Origin of the sequence: Bacillus sp. 1NLA3E, from assembly GCF_000242895.2 — a bacterium.
GTDB lineage: Bacteria > Bacillota > Bacilli > Bacillales > Cytobacillaceae > Bacillus_BU.
The window spans coordinates 3679360-3695395 of the sequence record NC_021171.1; the positions used below are offsets into that span (position 1 = coordinate 3679360).

At 40.1% G+C, this 16036-nt stretch carries 15 protein-coding genes and 2 other annotated features; of the genes, 1 reads left to right on the plus strand and 14 read right to left on the minus strand.

Annotated features, from left to right (window positions below):
* Positions 1-19 precede the first annotated feature (19 nt).
* The 7 genes from B1NLA3E_RS17640 to B1NLA3E_RS17670 form a co-directional block, all read right to left on the minus strand.
* Positions 20-2377 (minus strand): endonuclease MutS2, encoded by a 2358-nt coding sequence (locus tag B1NLA3E_RS17640; RefSeq protein ID WP_015595194.1) that lies wholly within the window; start codon positions 2375-2377, stop codon positions 20-22.
* A 27-nt stretch (positions 2378-2404) separates the two neighbouring features.
* Positions 2405-4129 (minus strand): DNA polymerase/3'-5' exonuclease PolX, encoded by a 1725-nt coding sequence (gene polX, locus B1NLA3E_RS17645; protein ID WP_041581184.1) that lies wholly within the window; start codon positions 4127-4129, stop codon positions 2405-2407.
* A gap of 80 nt (positions 4130-4209) precedes the next feature.
* A complete protein-coding gene (locus B1NLA3E_RS17650) occupies positions 4210-4749 on the minus strand; it encodes a CvpA family protein (protein WP_015595196.1) in 540 nt (179 codons plus the stop codon).
* Between the two features lie 6 nt (positions 4750-4755).
* Positions 4756-5016 (minus strand): cell division protein ZapA, encoded by a 261-nt coding sequence (gene zapA / locus B1NLA3E_RS17655; protein ID WP_015595197.1) that lies wholly within the window; start codon positions 5014-5016, stop codon positions 4756-4758.
* Positions 5017-5164: 148 nt separating this feature from the next.
* On the minus strand, positions 5165-7579 hold the full coding sequence (gene pheT / locus B1NLA3E_RS17660; RefSeq protein ID WP_015595198.1) for a phenylalanine--tRNA ligase subunit beta: 2415 nt from the start codon (positions 7577-7579) through the stop codon (positions 5165-5167).
* An 18-nt stretch (positions 7580-7597) separates the two neighbouring features.
* The gene (gene pheS / locus B1NLA3E_RS17665) at positions 7598-8641 is read right to left on the minus strand and encodes a phenylalanine--tRNA ligase subunit alpha (protein ID WP_015595199.1); all 1044 of its coding nucleotides are present in this window, start codon (positions 8639-8641) and stop codon (positions 7598-7600) included.
* 131 nt (positions 8642-8772) lie between these two features.
* Positions 8773-9036, minus strand: a binding site (T-box leader).
* Between the two features lie 53 nt (positions 9037-9089).
* Positions 9090-9851, minus strand: a complete 762-nt coding sequence (locus B1NLA3E_RS17670) for a TrmH family RNA methyltransferase (protein WP_015595200.1) — start codon at positions 9849-9851, stop codon at positions 9090-9092.
* A 117-nt stretch (positions 9852-9968) separates the two neighbouring features.
* Between B1NLA3E_RS17670 and sspI the strand changes: the two genes are divergently transcribed.
* A complete protein-coding gene (gene sspI / locus B1NLA3E_RS17675; RefSeq protein ID WP_015595201.1) occupies positions 9969-10178 on the plus strand; it encodes a small acid-soluble spore protein SspI in 210 nt (69 codons plus the stop codon).
* 57 nt (positions 10179-10235) lie between these two features.
* Here sspI and B1NLA3E_RS17680 read toward each other — a convergent pair whose 3' ends face one another.
* From B1NLA3E_RS17680 to thrS, 7 genes are all read right to left on the minus strand, one after another.
* On the minus strand, positions 10236-11321 hold the full coding sequence (locus tag B1NLA3E_RS17680; protein ID WP_015595202.1) for a M42 family metallopeptidase: 1086 nt from the start codon (positions 11319-11321) through the stop codon (positions 10236-10238).
* Between the two features lie 77 nt (positions 11322-11398).
* Positions 11399-11833, minus strand: a complete 435-nt coding sequence (dut, locus tag B1NLA3E_RS17685; protein ID WP_015595203.1) for a dUTP diphosphatase — start codon at positions 11831-11833, stop codon at positions 11399-11401.
* 54 nt (positions 11834-11887) lie between these two features.
* Positions 11888-12151, minus strand: a complete 264-nt coding sequence (locus B1NLA3E_RS17690) for a DUF1294 domain-containing protein (RefSeq protein WP_015595204.1) — start codon at positions 12149-12151, stop codon at positions 11888-11890.
* A 277-nt stretch (positions 12152-12428) separates the two neighbouring features.
* Positions 12429-12788 (minus strand): 50S ribosomal protein L20, encoded by a 360-nt coding sequence (gene rplT, locus B1NLA3E_RS17695; protein ID WP_015595205.1) that lies wholly within the window; start codon positions 12786-12788, stop codon positions 12429-12431.
* A 38-nt stretch (positions 12789-12826) separates the two neighbouring features.
* Positions 12827-13027, minus strand: a complete 201-nt coding sequence (rpmI, locus tag B1NLA3E_RS17700; protein ID WP_015595206.1) for a 50S ribosomal protein L35 — start codon at positions 13025-13027, stop codon at positions 12827-12829.
* A 16-nt stretch (positions 13028-13043) separates the two neighbouring features.
* A complete protein-coding gene (gene infC / locus B1NLA3E_RS17705; RefSeq protein ID WP_015595207.1) occupies positions 13044-13547 on the minus strand; it encodes a translation initiation factor IF-3 in 504 nt (167 codons plus the stop codon).
* A gap of 146 nt (positions 13548-13693) precedes the next feature.
* Positions 13694-13818, minus strand: a sequence feature (ribosomal protein L20 leader region).
* A 144-nt stretch (positions 13819-13962) separates the two neighbouring features.
* Positions 13963-15894: a threonine--tRNA ligase gene (gene thrS, locus B1NLA3E_RS17710; protein ID WP_015595208.1), complete on the minus strand. Its 1932-nt coding sequence runs from the start codon at positions 15892-15894 to the stop codon at positions 13963-13965.
* Positions 15895-16036: the final 142 nt, after the last annotated feature.

Genomic DNA, 16036 nt, shown 5'->3' on the forward strand with positions numbered 1-16036 from the left:
CCGACTTCTCCCTAAAACCTTATTTAAATTCAACAATGGTTACACCGGTTCCACCCTCACCAGCTTCACCCAACCGTATTTTTTTTACGGAACGATGGTTTTTCAAATAATCTTGAACCCCTTGTCTTAACGCCCCAGTTCCCTTACCATGGATTATTGATACCCTTGGGTATGAAGCAAGTAAAGCATCGTCTATATATTTTTCAACCCTCATCAAAGCATTTTCAAACCGCTCGCCACGCAAATCAAGTTCAAGGCTGACATGATATTCCTTGCCTCTCACTGTCGCCAAATGGCGCTTCTCTTGTGGTGCAGGACTACCAATATATATTAAATCTTCCTCTTCCACCTTCATTTTTAATATACCGATTTGCACTTGCCATCCGTGATCAGATGTTTTATTAATGAGCAATCCTTTTTGGCCGAAACTCACCACTTTTACCTCATCACCCGCAGTAAAGGAATGCTTTTTCGTAGCTTGTTTTACCGGGGACCTTTTTACAGTTTTAGTAGGTGCTGCTGCCTCCAAGCGTTTTTTTGCATCAATTAGTTCATGTTCCTTTACCTCAGCCTGCTTCTCAATCCTCATTTTTCTTAAATCGCGAATAACTCCTTCAGCCTCGGACTTCGCCTTTTCAACGATTTCTAATGCTTCATCTTCTGCCTTTTCAAACATTTGATCCTTGCGATCATAAAATGCGATCATCTCTTTTTGTAAATTATCATGAAGCTTTTCAGCGTTCCGCAGCAGTTCATTCGTTTCTTCCTGTTCGATTTCCGCCTGGCGCCTACTTGCTTCTAGCGATGAAATCATGTTTTCTATTTGATTTGTATCTGCACTTACATGAGAACGTGCATTTTCTATTACACTTTCATCCAGTCCCAGTTTTCGGGAAATTTCGAAAGCATTGCTCCGACCTGGCACACCAATTAACAGTTTATAAGTCGGACTTAAGGTTTCAACATCAAATTCGACACTAGCGTTACTTACCCCTTCACGATTATAACCATATGCCTTTAATTCGGGATAGTGAGTAGTCGCAATGACCTTGGCGCTTCGTTTATACACCTCATCCAAAATAGAAATAGCAAGGGCTGCTCCTTCTTGAGGGTCTGTTCCGGCACCAAGTTCGTCAAACAGCACAAGACTGTTAGAGTCTACCTTTTTTAGAATATCAACAATATTCACCATATGCGAAGAAAATGTACTTAAGCTTTGTTCAATTGACTGTTCATCGCCGATATCTGCGTATACTTCATCAAATACAGCCATCTCCGACCCGTCAAACGCTGGAACCTGCAAACCAGCCTGTGCCATTAACGTGCAAAGGCCAACTGTTTTTAAGGTGACCGTTTTCCCACCGGTATTAGGACCAGTAATGACAATCGTCGAAAAATCAATCCCGATTGTGATATCATTTGCAACGACTTCATCAATCGGAATTAATGGATGACGCGCTTTATTCAGAAAAATTCTTCCCTCATGATTCATCGTCGGTTTGGATGCTTTAATCCTTTTTGCATAACGGGCCTTTGCAAACATGAAATCAAGCTCAGTTAAAACCACAACGACCGTTGCAAGGTCTTCCTGATACTCCGCGACATGAGCAGTTAGCTCAATTAAAATCCGCTGTATTTCCTGCTCCTCTTTTAAGCGAATTCCCTGAAGCTCATTATTTAATTCAACAATTGATTGTGGCTCGATGAACAATGTTTGTCCGGATGAACTTTGATCATGAATGATTCCACCATAATGGCTGCGATATTCTTGTTTGACTGGGAGTACAAATCGATCATTTCTGATGGTGATAAGTGCATCTGATAACATTTTCTGTGCATTTGAGGACCGAATCATGCTATCCAGTTTTTCACGGACTCGCGCTTCCTTTGAGCGGAGCTGATGCCGTAATGAGCGAAGCGTGGCACTTGCACCATCTAACACTTCCCCATTATCATCAATCGCCATTTTAATTGATTGCTCTAACTCTGCCAACACAATGATTTGCTCTGAAAACTCGACTAAAATCGGAATCGAAACATCTTCCTCGGCAACGTCTTCAATAAACCGCTTCATTTGTCTACTGACGTGAACAGTACTAGCCACTTGCATTAATTCATTCGAACTCAACATTCCTCCGATTGCTGCCCGTTTGATATGAGCCCGGATATCGAATATTCCTCCAAGTGGAATATTCCCCTTTAAACGGAAGACGTTAGCGGCTTCGTCTGTTTCCTCCTGCCATCTTACAACCTCTTCAAAATTGGAGGATGGTAATAATTTTTGCCCTTTATCTCTTCCTAATGAAGAGGAAACGTGCTCAAGCAATTGCTCTTTTATTTTATCAAATTCTAATACTCTCATTACTCTTTCCTGCATGGAGCTAATCCTCCTTCAAACATTACTTTAAGTTAGGTCTCTCCGCTTAAGGAAGGCTATTAGCTCTTCTTTATCCAAAGCATTCAAGACCGATGATTTTTCAATCCATCCTTTTGTTGCGACAGCTACCCCAATTTCCATATGGGCAAGCGTATCAATTTTATGGGCGTCTGTGTTAATAACCAACATGACCCCAGCTTCCTGAGCACGCCTCAAATATTCAGGTTTTAAATCTAAGCGATTGGGATTGGCATTAAGTTCTAAAGCAGTATTAGTTTCCTTTGCCAGTTCAATTAGCATATCGATATCAACTTCGTAGCCTTCTCTTCGACCAATAATTCTCCCGGTCGGATGAGCGATAATATCGACATGGGCATTCAACAAGGCCGCCTTCAACCGCTCCATTATTTTTTCCTTTGGTTGGGAAAATGCAGAATGAATCGAAGCAATGACAAGATCCATTTCTGCCAACAGCTCATCATCATAGTCAAGGGTTCCATCTGGTAAAATATCCATTTCAACACCAGCTAGCACCGTAAAATCAGAATACTTTTCGTTCAATCGTTTTATTTCTTCACGTTGCTGTCTCAATCTAACAGCGGTTAGGCCATTGGCAACCTTTAAATACTGAGAATGATCGGTTATCGCCATATATTGATAACCTCGTGAGCGACAAGCCTCAACCATTTCTTCAATCGAATAAGCACCGTCACTCCAGGTTGAATGCATATGAAGGTCACCTTTAATGTCCTTCAGGGTAATTAGCCTGGCCTCGTCTGAAAAATTATCTACTTCATTTCCATCCTCACGAATTTCTGGTGGAATAAATGGCAAACCAAAATGCTGGTAAAATTCAGGTTCATTTTCAAAGGTCAAGATTTCCCCTGTTTCAATATTTTCAACACCATATTCACTTATTTTTTCTCCGCGTTCCTTTGCAAGCTGCCTCATTTTAACATTGTGATCCTTTGACCCTGTAAAATGAAGGAGTGTTGACGCATACTGCTCAGGGCTTACAATCCGAAAATCGACAGATATAGCATAGCTCAACGCAAAAGTCAGAGAAACTTTCGTATTTCCTGCCGCAATGATTTCTTTTATATTAGGAAGGTTCAAAAGTTGTTCTTTTATCCTATTGGGATCGTTTGTTGCAATGATAAAATCTAAGTCTTTTACCGTTTCTCTCATTCTGCGCAAACTGCCAGCCCTAGAATACTTTTCAACCTTATCGAAGTTAGCCAGTGCCGCTTCAATTGCTTCAGCAATTGGTATTACAACTGCAATTGGAAATCGATCCGGTCTTGTTCCAACCTGGAGAATGGAGGCTAATATTTTCTCTTCTGTTTTCTTTCCGAAGCCTGCTAATCCTTGTACCTTACCTTCCCGACAGGCTAATTCGAGGTCAGCTGCATTTTCAATGGCTAACTCTTTATAAAGCTTGGCAATCTTTTTTCCACCTAAGCCTGGGAGCTGAAGTAAAGGAATTAATCCAGCTGGAACTTCCTCCTTTAGCCCTTTTAAAACAGTTGAATGGGCTGTTTGGATGTATTCCTCTATTACACTTGCTGTACCTTTGCCAATTCCAGTCAAAGTGGTAAAGTCAGGTATTTCCAACAAGCTACGATTATCTGTTTCAAGCGCTGAAGCAGCCTTTCGAAAAGCGGAGATTTTAAAAGAATTTTCACCTTTTAACTCCATATAAACTGCAATCGTTTCCAATAAACGAATGACATCTTTTTTATTTGCTTCGATTTTTACCACCGCCTTCTGATTGTCTAGCTCTTATTAATTTACCCTTATTAATAACAGAAAAACTTCTCTCGGAAGAGAAGTTATGCTTTCACATCAATCCAAAGTTCTTTAATATCCTGAGACAAAAGTGGAGTATGTTTGACGATACCTTCAGCTAATAAAGAATTATGTAGGGCGGTCTGGATAAACTCAATCGGTATTAAGGCGGCAATATATAAAACAATAAAAATAATCAAATAAACCTCGATAAATCCTAAGAACCCACCTGCCAAAGTATTCATTTGTTTTAGTAAAGGTAAATGAGCAATAAACTCCAGCATCGAACCAATAATTTGCAAGACAATCTTCACAGTAAAGAAAATAATCACAAATGCAATTCCACGATAATAGGCATTTTCAAGATTACCACCATTAAAAAGAAAATTCATTGGTGTGTCACCGCCAAAGTCCGGATAAGGAACCCATAGAACTAGCTTCTCAGCCAATTGATTTCCATACATTTTTGCTACGATAAAAGCAATAATAAAGCCGGTAAGATGGATGATTTGTAAAATTAACCCTCTTCTAAAACCGATAAACAAACCAGAGATAAATAAAATAATAATGATTAGATCAAGCATAGCTTTTTAGTCCTTTACCCTTTCAGTATCTTTCTCGTAAGACTCTAGTGTTTCCTTTATTTTTATAAAATCATTAACTGCATTTACTGCAGTTAAAACAGCTAGTTTATTGATATCGAGTGAAGGATTTGAGGTACTAATTTCGTGCATTTTTTCGTCAACCATTGAGGCGACATGGCGAATATGGCTGTTGCTTTCAGTGCCTACAATGGTATATTGTTGGCCGAATATTTCAACCGTCGTTCGATTTTTTCGAGGTTCTGACAATGTCTGTTCCCCCTTTTCCTTTGAATTCCTACTCTATACTATAACATGAACGTCAATATACTGGAAAGTGCGTTATTAAAAGGGGACTCAAATCGGAAGTTTTAATCGCCCGTTTGAGTCCCCTTTTTTCTTTGATCGTGATGTTTGGTTAGCCTCTTAAAACGGCCCCTGCTTTTTCTTCAACAGCTGATAATACTTTATCATGTGTTTTTGTAACATCTTCATCTGTTAGAGTGCGTTCTGGATCAAAGTATTTTAGAGAGAAGGCGATTGATTTTTTACCTTGTTCCATCCGTTCACCTTCATATAAATCGAATACACTTACTTCTTTTAATAATGTCCCACCAGCTTGGACAATGATTTGTTCAAGCTCCCCAGCAGTCTTTTCTTTTTCAACTACAAGCGCAATGTCACGTGTGATCGATGGGTAACGCGGGATCGTTTCGTAACGAAGGGGCGCGATTGCTGTTTCTAATAAAACCTTTAATGATAATTCGAATACATAGGTATCTTTCAAATCAAGATCTTTTTGAACACTTGGATGGATTTGGCCAATAAACCCAATTGTTTCGCCATTAATAAGCACTGTAGCTGTTCGTCCAGGGTGCATATTTTCCAATGCTACCTGGCGATAGTCTACCTTGTCGGTAAGACCCAGCTTACCAAACAAACCTTCAAGAATTCCCTTTAGCACATAGAAGTCTACTGGCTTCTTTTCACCTTGCCATGGATGTGACTGCCATAAACCAGTTATAGCACCCGCTAAATGTTCTTGCTCTTCTGGAAGAGTCTCGCTGCCGTTCGCTAAGAAAACTGCTCCTGCTTCATACACACCAATACTGTCGTTTTGACGTGCTGTGTTATATTTTAATGCCTCCAATAATTGCGGAACAATGCTGACCCGAAGCATGCTACGTTCTTCACTCATTGGCATTGCCAGACGAATTGGCTCTCTTTTTTCAATGGCAAATTGAGTCGCCTTATCTTCACTCGTTAACGAATAAGTGACCGCTTGATAAAGACCTGCACCTTCTAAAAATCTCCTTACAACTCGACGTTTCTGTTGGTAGTCAGTGAGATGTCCTGGAGTGGATACACCCACTGGAAGGGTCATTGGTAAATTATCATAACCGTAAAGCCGAGCCACTTCTTCAATCAAATCTTCTTCAATTGTTATATCACCACGACGAGATGGCACTGTGACTGTAATCGTATCGTTATCTGCTACAAACTCAAATTGAAGGCGCGAGAAAATAGCTTGAACTTCAGATAACGTTAATTGGGTGCCGATAACCCGATTTATTTTATCAAGCGTGATTGAAACAACTGCAGGATTGGCCTCAAGTGTATCCACTTCGACTGAACCATCAAGCACTTCACCACTCGCATATTTTGCTATTAAATCTGCGGCTCTGTTTGCTGCGGCTCGAACTCGGTTTGGATCAACTCCCTTTTCATACCGTGTACTCGCTTCACTTCTTAATCCGTGATCCTTAGATGCTTTACGAATCACTCCACCTGTGAAATAGGCTGATTCTAATAAAACAGTGGTTGTATCGGCTTGAACTTCAGAGTTCGCTCCACCCATTACACCTGCTAGGGCGATTGGAGCTGATCCGTTTGTGATCACGAGATGTTCTGAAGTTAATGTCCGTTTTACATCATCTAATGTTTCGATTTCTTCTCCGTCCAACGCACGACGAACAAGAATTTCTTTTGAACCTAGACGGTCATAATCGAATGCATGTAACGGTTGACCATATTCAATCAAAATATAATTTGTAATATCAACAACATTATTATGCGGACGGATTCCTGCAGCCATAAGCCGTGTTTGCATCCACAGCGGTGATGGACCGATTTTAACATTCTTAATCACCTTTGCCGTATAGAGCGGATTATCACTGTTTGCTTCAACGCTAACCTTAATAAAATCTGAAGCATTTGTGTTTGATGCCTCTATTTCAGCCTGGGGCAACTTAACTTCTTTCCCTAGAATCGCTGCAACCTCATAAGCAACGCCTAACATACTGAGGCAATCAGCGCGGTTGGGTGTTAAGCTTAGCTCAAGAATTTCATCATCTCTATTTAAAAGTGCTAAAGCATCTTGCCCAACTTCTGTATCGTTCGGGAACACAAAAATTCCTTCAGAATATTCCTTAGCTACAAGCTTGCTTTCAATTCCTAGCTCCTGTAAAGAACAAATCATTCCGTTCGATTCTTCACCGCGTAGCTTGGCCTTTTTTATTTTAAAATTACCCGGTAGAACTGCACCAACTGTTGCCACGGCAACCTTTTGACCTTGGGCTACATTTTTGGCACCGCAAATAATTTGCACGGGAGCTTCTCCACCAAGATCTACTTGGCATTTACTCAATTTATCAGCATTTGGATGTTGTACACGTTCAACTACATGTCCAACTACTATGCCTTTTAATCCCTCGTTAAGGAGCTCAACTCCCTCAACCTCAATACCGCTTTTTGTGATCTTTTCAGCTAGCTCTGCTGCAGTAATATCAGATAAATCTACGTATTCCTGCAACCATTTATATGATACGAACATGACCATTCTCCCCCTGTTTTATAATGATTCGTGCAATGAGAATTGTTTTAAGAAGCGAATATCATTTGTATAGTAGTGGCGAATATCATCCACACCATATTTCAGCATCGCAATTCTTTCCGCACCGATACCAAACGCAAATCCAGTGTATTTTTCGGAGTCATATCCAGCCATCTCAAGGACATTAGGATGGACCATCCCTGCACCCAACACTTCAATCCAGCCAGTACCCTTACAAATGTTACAGCCTTTTCCTCCACATATTTTACAAGAAATATCCACTTCAACTGATGGTTCAGTGAATGGAAAAAAGCTCGGTCTTAAGCGGATTTCTCTGTCTTCTCCAAACATCTTTTTCGCAAAAATATCCAAGGTTCCTTTTAAATCACTCATGCGAATATTCTCATCAACGACTAATCCTTCGATTTGCATAAATTGATGGGAATGTGTAGCATCATCGTTGTCACGACGGTAAACCTTTCCTGGACAAATGATTTTTACAGGACCTTTTCCTTGCTTCTTCTCCATTGTCCGAGCTTGCATTGGGGATGTATGGGTACGAAGTAAAATATCATCGGTAATATAGAAGGAATCCTGCATATCACGAGCCGGGTGTCCTTTTGGTAAGTTTAATGCTTCAAAATTATAATAGTCAGTTTCCACTTCAGGACCCTCAGCAACGGTATAACCCATGCCCACAAATAAGTCTTCAACTTCTTCAATGACTCTTGTAAGTGGATGGTGATTCCCAACCTTTACCGGTCTACCTGGTAGAGTTACATCAATGGTTTCCCCAGCTAACTTTTCATTAATGGCTGCTTCTTCTAACTTTTGCTGTTTCAGTTCAATCTTAGAAGCAATCCCCTCACGTACCTCGTTCACTAACGCTCCCATTTTCGGGCGTTCCTCAGCAGATAGCTTTCCCATACCTCTTAGAACTTCAGTAATCGGGCCCTTTTTACCTAAGTAAGCTACGCGAATGTCGTTGAGTTCTTTCAGATTCGTTGATTGCTCAATTTGTTGAAGAGCCTCAGTTTGCAGTTCCTTTAATCTTTCCTGCATGTGTGTTTCCTCCTTTATTTGCACGCTTAATAAAATTTTGTAGTTGCCACAACCCTGCTTTGGGATTGTAATAAATTCCGTTTTCTTAGCTTCACTCCATATTTTTGCAACAAAAAAACCCCGTTCCCGGTAAAAGGGACGAGGTTTGGTTCGCGGTACCACCCTTATTAACAAGCAAAAAAATGAGCTTGTTCGCTTCATTCGGATAACGGCTTAGGCCGGTGCATCTTTACATTTCCAATAGAAAAGCGGAAATGACCGCTTATCGAAATGGTCCTAATGCCAACTCCGGAGGTGAACTTCACTTACCACTACCCATAAAAATGCTTTCAGTCTAAGGCATTTTCTCCCTATATGGAAGGATATAAGTTACTTTTCTCCATCAACGTTTTTATGTTCATGCATTTTGCTGTTAATTATAGTATATTTTTCTAACGGTTTCAAATAATTATAAGACTTTTTTTAAAAAATAAAGAAGAATTCCCGTTGCAACAGCGACGTTTAATGATTCACTTTGTCCCAAAATCGGAATATACAAGTTTTCCGTTGTTTTCTCAAGCAGTTGTTGACTAACCCCGTTCCCTTCGTTACCAACAATTAATGCGAATGATTCTGTCGGCGAAACATTAGTTAATATTTGCCCGTTTTCTAGTGAAGTACCGTAAACTGGGATGTTTTCCATTGAAAGCTTATCAATCCAATTTGCTAGGTCACCAGTTACGATTGGTAAATGAAAATGACTTCCTTGCGCTGAGCGTAAAACCTTTGGATTGTATATATCAACGCTGCCATTCCCTACAATCACCGCATCGATTCCGGCTGCGTCTGCGGTCCGAATCATCGTTCCCATGTTGCCCGGATCCTGAACGGAGTCGATTAACAGGTATGTTTTTTTGATGATATCGGTATTCTTTTCCTGTTCTTGCCGGCAAATGGCGATGACCCCTTGTGGTGTTTCGGTATCCGACAATGACTTAATCACTTCAACGGTCACAAGCGTTAACGGAATTGATCCGTAATTCCATTTTGCAGGAAGTTCAACCTGCTCGTCCACGATTAATTCCAGGACCACATCTTCCTTTTTCAATGCTTCTTCAACTAGATGAAAACCTTCTATTAAAAAGGTGCCCGTTTTATCGCGTTCCTTTTTCGTTAAGAGCTTTTTCCATTCTTTAATTTGTGGGTTTTTAACAGAGTGAATGTGCTTCACCAATGTCACTCCTTTTTCTTTTTCGAATTTCTTTATTATAGCTTAAATTTCATACATAAAAAAATGAAAATTCGTTAATGATAGTTTTAGAAATGGATAAAAAAGGGGTGTATTTGGATGGATTTAAATTTACGGCATGCAATTATCCAAAATGTAACAGGTAATTCACAAGACGAACTGCGTGATACGATTGTCGATGCAATTCAAAATGGTGAGGAAAAGATGCTACCAGGTCTTGGTGTTTTGTTTGAAGTCATTTGGCAAAATGCATCCGAGCAGGACCGCAACGAAATGCTAGGGTTTCTCGAAACTGGCCTAAAGCGTTAAGCTTGGCTTGAAACTTAGGAAAGAGGGTACCGTACTGTACACGGTACCCTCTTTTTCTTATTGATAAGTTATCGCATCGACTGTTTTTTGGTCCAAACGCTTTATCAATTCCACAATTAATTTAACGGTGTTCTCAAAGTCATCACGATGGAGCATCGCTGCATGTGAATGGATATAACGAGTAGCAATCCCAATCGATACAGCTGGAACACCATTATGAGACAGGTGAATAGCACCAGAATCCGTTCCTCCACCTGGAATGGCATCATATTGATAAGGAATTTCTTGTTCATCTGCTACATTGGTAATAAAATCTCGTAATCCTTTATGGGAAACCATTGATGCATCATAAAGAATAATTTGCGGTCCTTTTCCCATTTTACCAAGAGCTTCTTTTTCTGATACTCCTGGGGTGTCCCCTGCAATTCCCACATCTACGCCAAAAGCAATATCTGGTTCGATTTTGTTAGCCGATGTACGAGCACCACGAGTGCCGACCTCTTCTTGGACTGTTCCAACACCGTATACAACGTTAGGGTGTTCTGTATCTTTTAACCTTCTTAGGACCTCAATTGCGATTGCACAACCAATCCGGTTATCCCAAGCTTTTGCTAACAGCATTTTTTCATTGTTCATCACAGTGAATTCGAAATAAGGTACCACCATATCTCCTGGCTTAACTCCCCATTTCTTTGCCTCTTCACGACTTGACGCCCCAATATCGATAAACATATCTTTAATTTCAACTGGCTTTTTGCGAGCATCAGCAGAAAGGATATGCGGCGGCTTCGACCCAATTACCCCGGTGACTTCGCCTTTGCTCGTTACAATCGTCACACGTTGTGCGAGCATAACCTGTGACCACCAGCCACCAACCGTTTGAAAGCGAAGAAAGCCTTTGTCATCAATATTTGTAATCATAAAGCCTACTTCATCCAAATGGCCAGCAACCATAATTTTCGGACCGCCAGCTTTTCCTACTTTTTTGGCAATTAAGCTACCAAGATTATCGGTGGTAATTTCATCAGAAAATGGTGCTATGTATTTTTTCATCACTTCGCGAGGCTCGCGTTCATTACCGGGAATACCTTTGGCATCTGTTAATTCTTTTAACATCATTAATGTTTCATCAAATTTAGCCATTTATTTCGACTCCCTCAATATGTAGTATTTGTTTTCCATTATACAAAACAGCAGTTAGAATGTAAAAAAGTTGTTAATCATTTTGTACCAGAAGAACCAAAACCACCTTCGCCTCTCTCAGTATTCGTTAATTCATCTGATTGAATGAGATTGATTTTTGCGACTGGGGCAACCACCATTTGCGCAATTCTCATTTTACTCTCCACCAAAAAGTCTTTTTTTCCATGATTAATTAATATTACTTTTATTTCCCCTCTATAACCTTCGTCAATGGTCCCTGGACTATTTAATACAGTAATTGAATGTTTTAATGCTAAACCGCTTCTCGGTCTTATTTGTGCTTCTGTACCTTCAGGTAGTTCTATCATTATTCCTGTACTAATTAGTTCTGCTTCACCTGATTTGATTACCTTTTCTTCGGCAGAAAACAGATCAAATCCTGCATCACCTTTATTAGCCTGAAAGGGTACTAGAGCATCCTTATTCATTAATTTAACCTTTACATTATACATTGGGAAATTTCCTCCTCAATCATTTTTGCGATAAGAATCATTACGCATTTTATGCTAATAAACAAAATAATAGCCATACAAAATGATATCGATGATAGCTAGTACCGGAAAACCATACTTAAAGGCTGTATGCTTTGTTTTATGATGAAAATACTTCATCGCAATGGTCATTCCGACCGCTCCACCAATGGTAGCTAACATCCAAAGCGTTCGTTCCGAAATACGGTACCGGTGCTGTCTAGCCCTCCGTTTGTCTTCTCCCATTATAAAAAAACCAATAAGATTTATAAATAATAATACCCAATTAAAAGTCGTCACGTATGACAAAAAAAATCACTTCCCTTAAATAATGGCTTTGTTAAAACTCAATGTTGATTTTATACACAATGTTGATTGGAGTGGAAGGCGCGAAGACTCCTGCGGGAGCAGCGGGACAGTTGAGACCCCGCAGGCGCTTTAGCGCCGAGGAGACTCACCGCCCGCCCCGCGGAAAGCGAAGCGCCTGGAACGGAAATCAACATTCTAGTTTAACAGAGCCTAAATAATAAAAGCCACTCTCACTTAAGAGAATGGCTTTTGTGGATGAAAAAGTCAATTATTTATTGATTTGAGCTTTTGCAGCTGCTGCTAATTCAGCAAATGCTTTTTCGTCTGTGATAGCAAGATCAGAAAGCATTTTACGGTTCACTTCGATACCAGCAAGCTTTAAACCATGCATTAAACGGCTATAAGAAAGACCATTTATGCGTGCTGCTGCATTGATACGAGTGATCCATAATTTGCGGAAGTCGCGTTTCTTTTGGCGACGATCGCGGAATGCATACATTAAAGATTTCATTACCTGTTGGTTAGCAACTTTATATAATGTATGTTTCGAACCGTAATAACCTTTTGCTAATTTAATTACTTTTTTACGACGTTTGCGAGTAACTGTCCCGCCTTTTACACGTGGCATTAGTTTTCCTCCTATATAAATCGTTCAGTAGTTCTAGATTACTTCATGTAAGTTAATAATTGACGAATGCGTTTGAAATCACCTTTAGATACAAGCGATGCTTTGCGAAGTTTACGCTTAGCTTTTGTTGATTTATTTGCAAATAAGTGGCTTGTATATGCATGACCACGTTTTAATTTGCCAGAACCAGTTTTCTTGAAACGCTTAGCAGCGCCACGATGAGTTTTCATTTTTGGCATTAGGGCTTCCTCCTTGTTACTTGTCGTTTTTAGGTGCTAAGACCATAAACATGCTCCGGCCATCCATTTTCGGATATGATTCAACTGTTGCAACTTCAGTGCAAGCTTCCGAAAAACGAACTAAAACACGTTGGCCTATTTCTTTATGCGTAATCGCACGACCTTTGAAGCGAATCGATGCTTTTACTTTATCGCCTTTTTCCAAGAATTTAATCGCATTTTTTAATTTTGTATTAAAATCATGCTCATCAATAGTTGGGCTTAAGCGAACTTCTTTAGTCGTAATAATCTTTTGATTTTTACGTGCTTCTTTTTCCTTCTTTTGTTGCTCGAATCTAAATTTTCCGTAGTCCATAATACGGCCTACCGGAGGCTTTGCATTCGGTGCAACTAAAACGAGATCAAGATTGACGCGCGCTGCAATCTCAAGCGCTTCAATTTTTGACTTAATCCCTAATTGCTCGCCATTCTGGTCAATAAGACGAACTTCACGGGCACGAATACCCTCGTTTAACAACATGTCTTTGCTAATAGTTGGACACCTCCAAGTTATTTTCACGAATACAAAGTTTGGATCAAGAATCTTTAAGAAGGCGTCAATAATCCGAATCTCACCTTTTGATATGACTCAGAGTTGAAGCGGCAGTCCTAAAAACCGCATTTTTTGCATATAAAAAAGTGTGGGTGAACACACCCACACTACGAAAACGAAATAAATTAGTTTCACGTAACCCTATCAACTACACTAAATGCGTCAATCAGGTGAGAAGCGGGTGCTTCTTCTTTTTCTCAAACTGTATTCAATTACTTGAGTTACTATATCACAAAGAATGATAGTGTGTCAAACAAGTTTTTAACAACAAAGAGAATCTTAACAAAATTAGCGAAGTTTTGCAAGAGTTTTTTTACAATACGCTAAATGGTAAGAAACACCATTAGTGGTTTACTTCAGCCTTTATATTCGCCAAAAATTGTTCAAATGAGACTGTTTCGGAATTTTGCTCACCATATTTGCGAACATTAACAGATTTAGTCTCAACTTCTTTGTCACCAACAACAAGCATATAAGGGATTTTTTGCATTTGCGCTTCGCGAATTTTATAGCCGATTTTCTCGTTACGATCGTCTAATTCAACACGGAACCCTTGTGACTTCAGCTGCTCTAGAACCTCTTTTGCATAATCAAAATGGACATCAGGAGAAACAGGTATGACTTGGACTTGGACTGGCGCCAACCATGTTGGGAATGCCCCTTTGTATTCCTCAATTAAGAAGGCAACAAAACGTTCCATTGTCGACACAACCCCGCGGTGAATAACGACTGGACGATGCTGTTTCCCGTCTTCTCCAACATAAGTAAGGTCAAAACGTTCCGGTAATAAGAAATCAAGCTGCACAGTAGACAAAGTCTCATCCTTACCAAGCGCTGTTTTCACCTGAACGTCAAGCTTTGGACCATAGAAAGCGGCTTCGCCTTCTGCTTCATAATAATCTAGACCTAAATCATCCATCGCGTCTTTTAACATGCTTTGCGCTTTCTCCCACATTGCATCATCATCAAAATACTTTTCAGTGTCTTGCGGGTCGCGATAGGATAAGCGGAAGGAATAGTCGTTAAGATCGAAATCCTTATACACTTCTAAAATAAGGTTAACCACTCGTTTGAACTCATCCTTGATTTGATCAGGGCGGACAAACGTATGAGCGTCATTTAACGTCATACCCCGTACACGCTGTAGACCTGATAAGGCACCGGACATTTCATAGCGATGCATCGTGCCAAGCTCAGCAATCCGAATCGGCAGTTCACGGTAGCTGTGCATGCTGTCTTTATAAACCATCATATGGTGCGGGCAGTTCATTGGACGTAGGACAAGTTGTTCATTGTCCATATCCATAACCGGGAACATATCCTCCTGGTAGTGGTCCCAATGCCCAGATGTTTTATATAACTCTACACTTGCCATGATTGGAGTATAGACGTGATCATAACCCAAGCTAACTTCCTTATCGACGATATAACGCTCAATAATCCGGCGAATGGTAGCGCCCTTTGGAAGCCACAATGGTAAACCTTGGCCAACCTTTTGGGACGTAGTGAATAAATTTAATTCTTTACCAATCTTCCGATGATCACGTTCTTTTGCTTCCTCTAGAAGTCTAAGGTGCTCAGCAAGATCCTCTTTTTTGTAAAAAGCTGTTCCATAGATACGTTGAAGCATTTTATTATCACTGTTACCGCGCCAGTATGCACCGGCAATGCTCAATAATTTAAACTCTTTAATTTTTCCAGTTGTTGGAACATGAACACCCCGACAAAGATCAAAGAATTCTCCCTGCTTGTAAAGCGTAACCGACTCATCTGCAGGAATCGCTTCAATTAATTCCAGCTTATATTCATCATCAATCCCTTTAAAAATCTGGACTGCTTCATCACGGCTTACTTCTTGACGAACAATTTCGATGTTTTCATTGACGATTTTTGTCATTTCTTTTTCGATTAGTGGTAGGTCTTCTGCCGTTAATGATTCGTCAAGGTCAACATCATAATAAAAGCCACCTTCGATTACGGGACCAACACCAAGTTTTACATTTTTATATAAACGTTTAATTGCTTGGGCCATTAAGTGAGCAGTACTATGTCGAAGTACTTCTAAAGCATCCTGATGTTCTGGAGTAACGATTTCAATTGCTCCATCTTCTTCAATCTGACGACGAAGATCATACATAATCCCGTTCAGCTTACCAGCAATGGCTTTCTTTCTTAGCCCCGGGCTTATCGATGCAGCAATTTCTTCTGTTGTCGTTCCTTTTGGAAACTCCTTTACTGATCCATCTGGAAACGAAATTTTTACAACGTCTGCCATTGTTTTTTCCTCCTTAAAAATGAAAATAAAAAAAACCCGTCCCTATAGAAGGGACGAGTTTGTTAACACGTGGTTCCACCCTAGTTCACATTTTTCCGCAAAATAAAGCCAAATAGAAGCGAAAAAAACGACTTTGGTACTG

Excerpts from the sequence above, each read along its gene's own strand:
- B1NLA3E_RS17640 (WP_015595194.1), bottom strand. The coding sequence starts at position 2,377 with ATGCAGGAAAGAGTAATGAGAGTATTAGAATTTGATAAAATAAAAGAG.
- B1NLA3E_RS17650 (WP_015595196.1), bottom strand. The coding sequence starts at position 4,749 with ATGCTTGATCTAATCATTATTATTTTATTTATCTCTGGTTTGTTTATC.
- pheT (WP_015595198.1), bottom strand. The coding sequence starts at position 7,579 with ATGTTCGTATCATATAAATGGTTGCAGGAATACGTAGATTTATCTGAT.
- pheS (WP_015595199.1), bottom strand. The coding sequence starts at position 8,641 with ATGCAGGAAAGATTAAAGGAACTGCAAACTGAGGCTCTTCAACAAATT.
- sspI (WP_015595201.1), top strand. The coding sequence starts at position 9,969 with ATGGATTTAAATTTACGGCATGCAATTATCCAAAATGTAACAGGTAAT.
- B1NLA3E_RS17680 (WP_015595202.1), bottom strand. The coding sequence starts at position 11,321 with ATGGCTAAATTTGATGAAACATTAATGATGTTAAAAGAATTAACAGAT.
- dut (WP_015595203.1), bottom strand. The coding sequence starts at position 11,833 with ATGTATAATGTAAAGGTTAAATTAATGAATAAGGATGCTCTAGTACCC.
- rplT (WP_015595205.1), bottom strand. The coding sequence starts at position 12,788 with ATGCCACGTGTAAAAGGCGGGACAGTTACTCGCAAACGTCGTAAAAAA.
- rpmI (WP_015595206.1), bottom strand. The coding sequence starts at position 13,027 with ATGCCAAAAATGAAAACTCATCGTGGCGCTGCTAAGCGTTTCAAGAAA.
- infC (WP_015595207.1), bottom strand. The coding sequence starts at position 13,547 with ATGTTGTTAAACGAGGGTATTCGTGCCCGTGAAGTTCGTCTTATTGAC.
- thrS (WP_015595208.1), bottom strand. The coding sequence starts at position 15,894 with ATGGCAGACGTTGTAAAAATTTCGTTTCCAGATGGATCAGTAAAGGAG.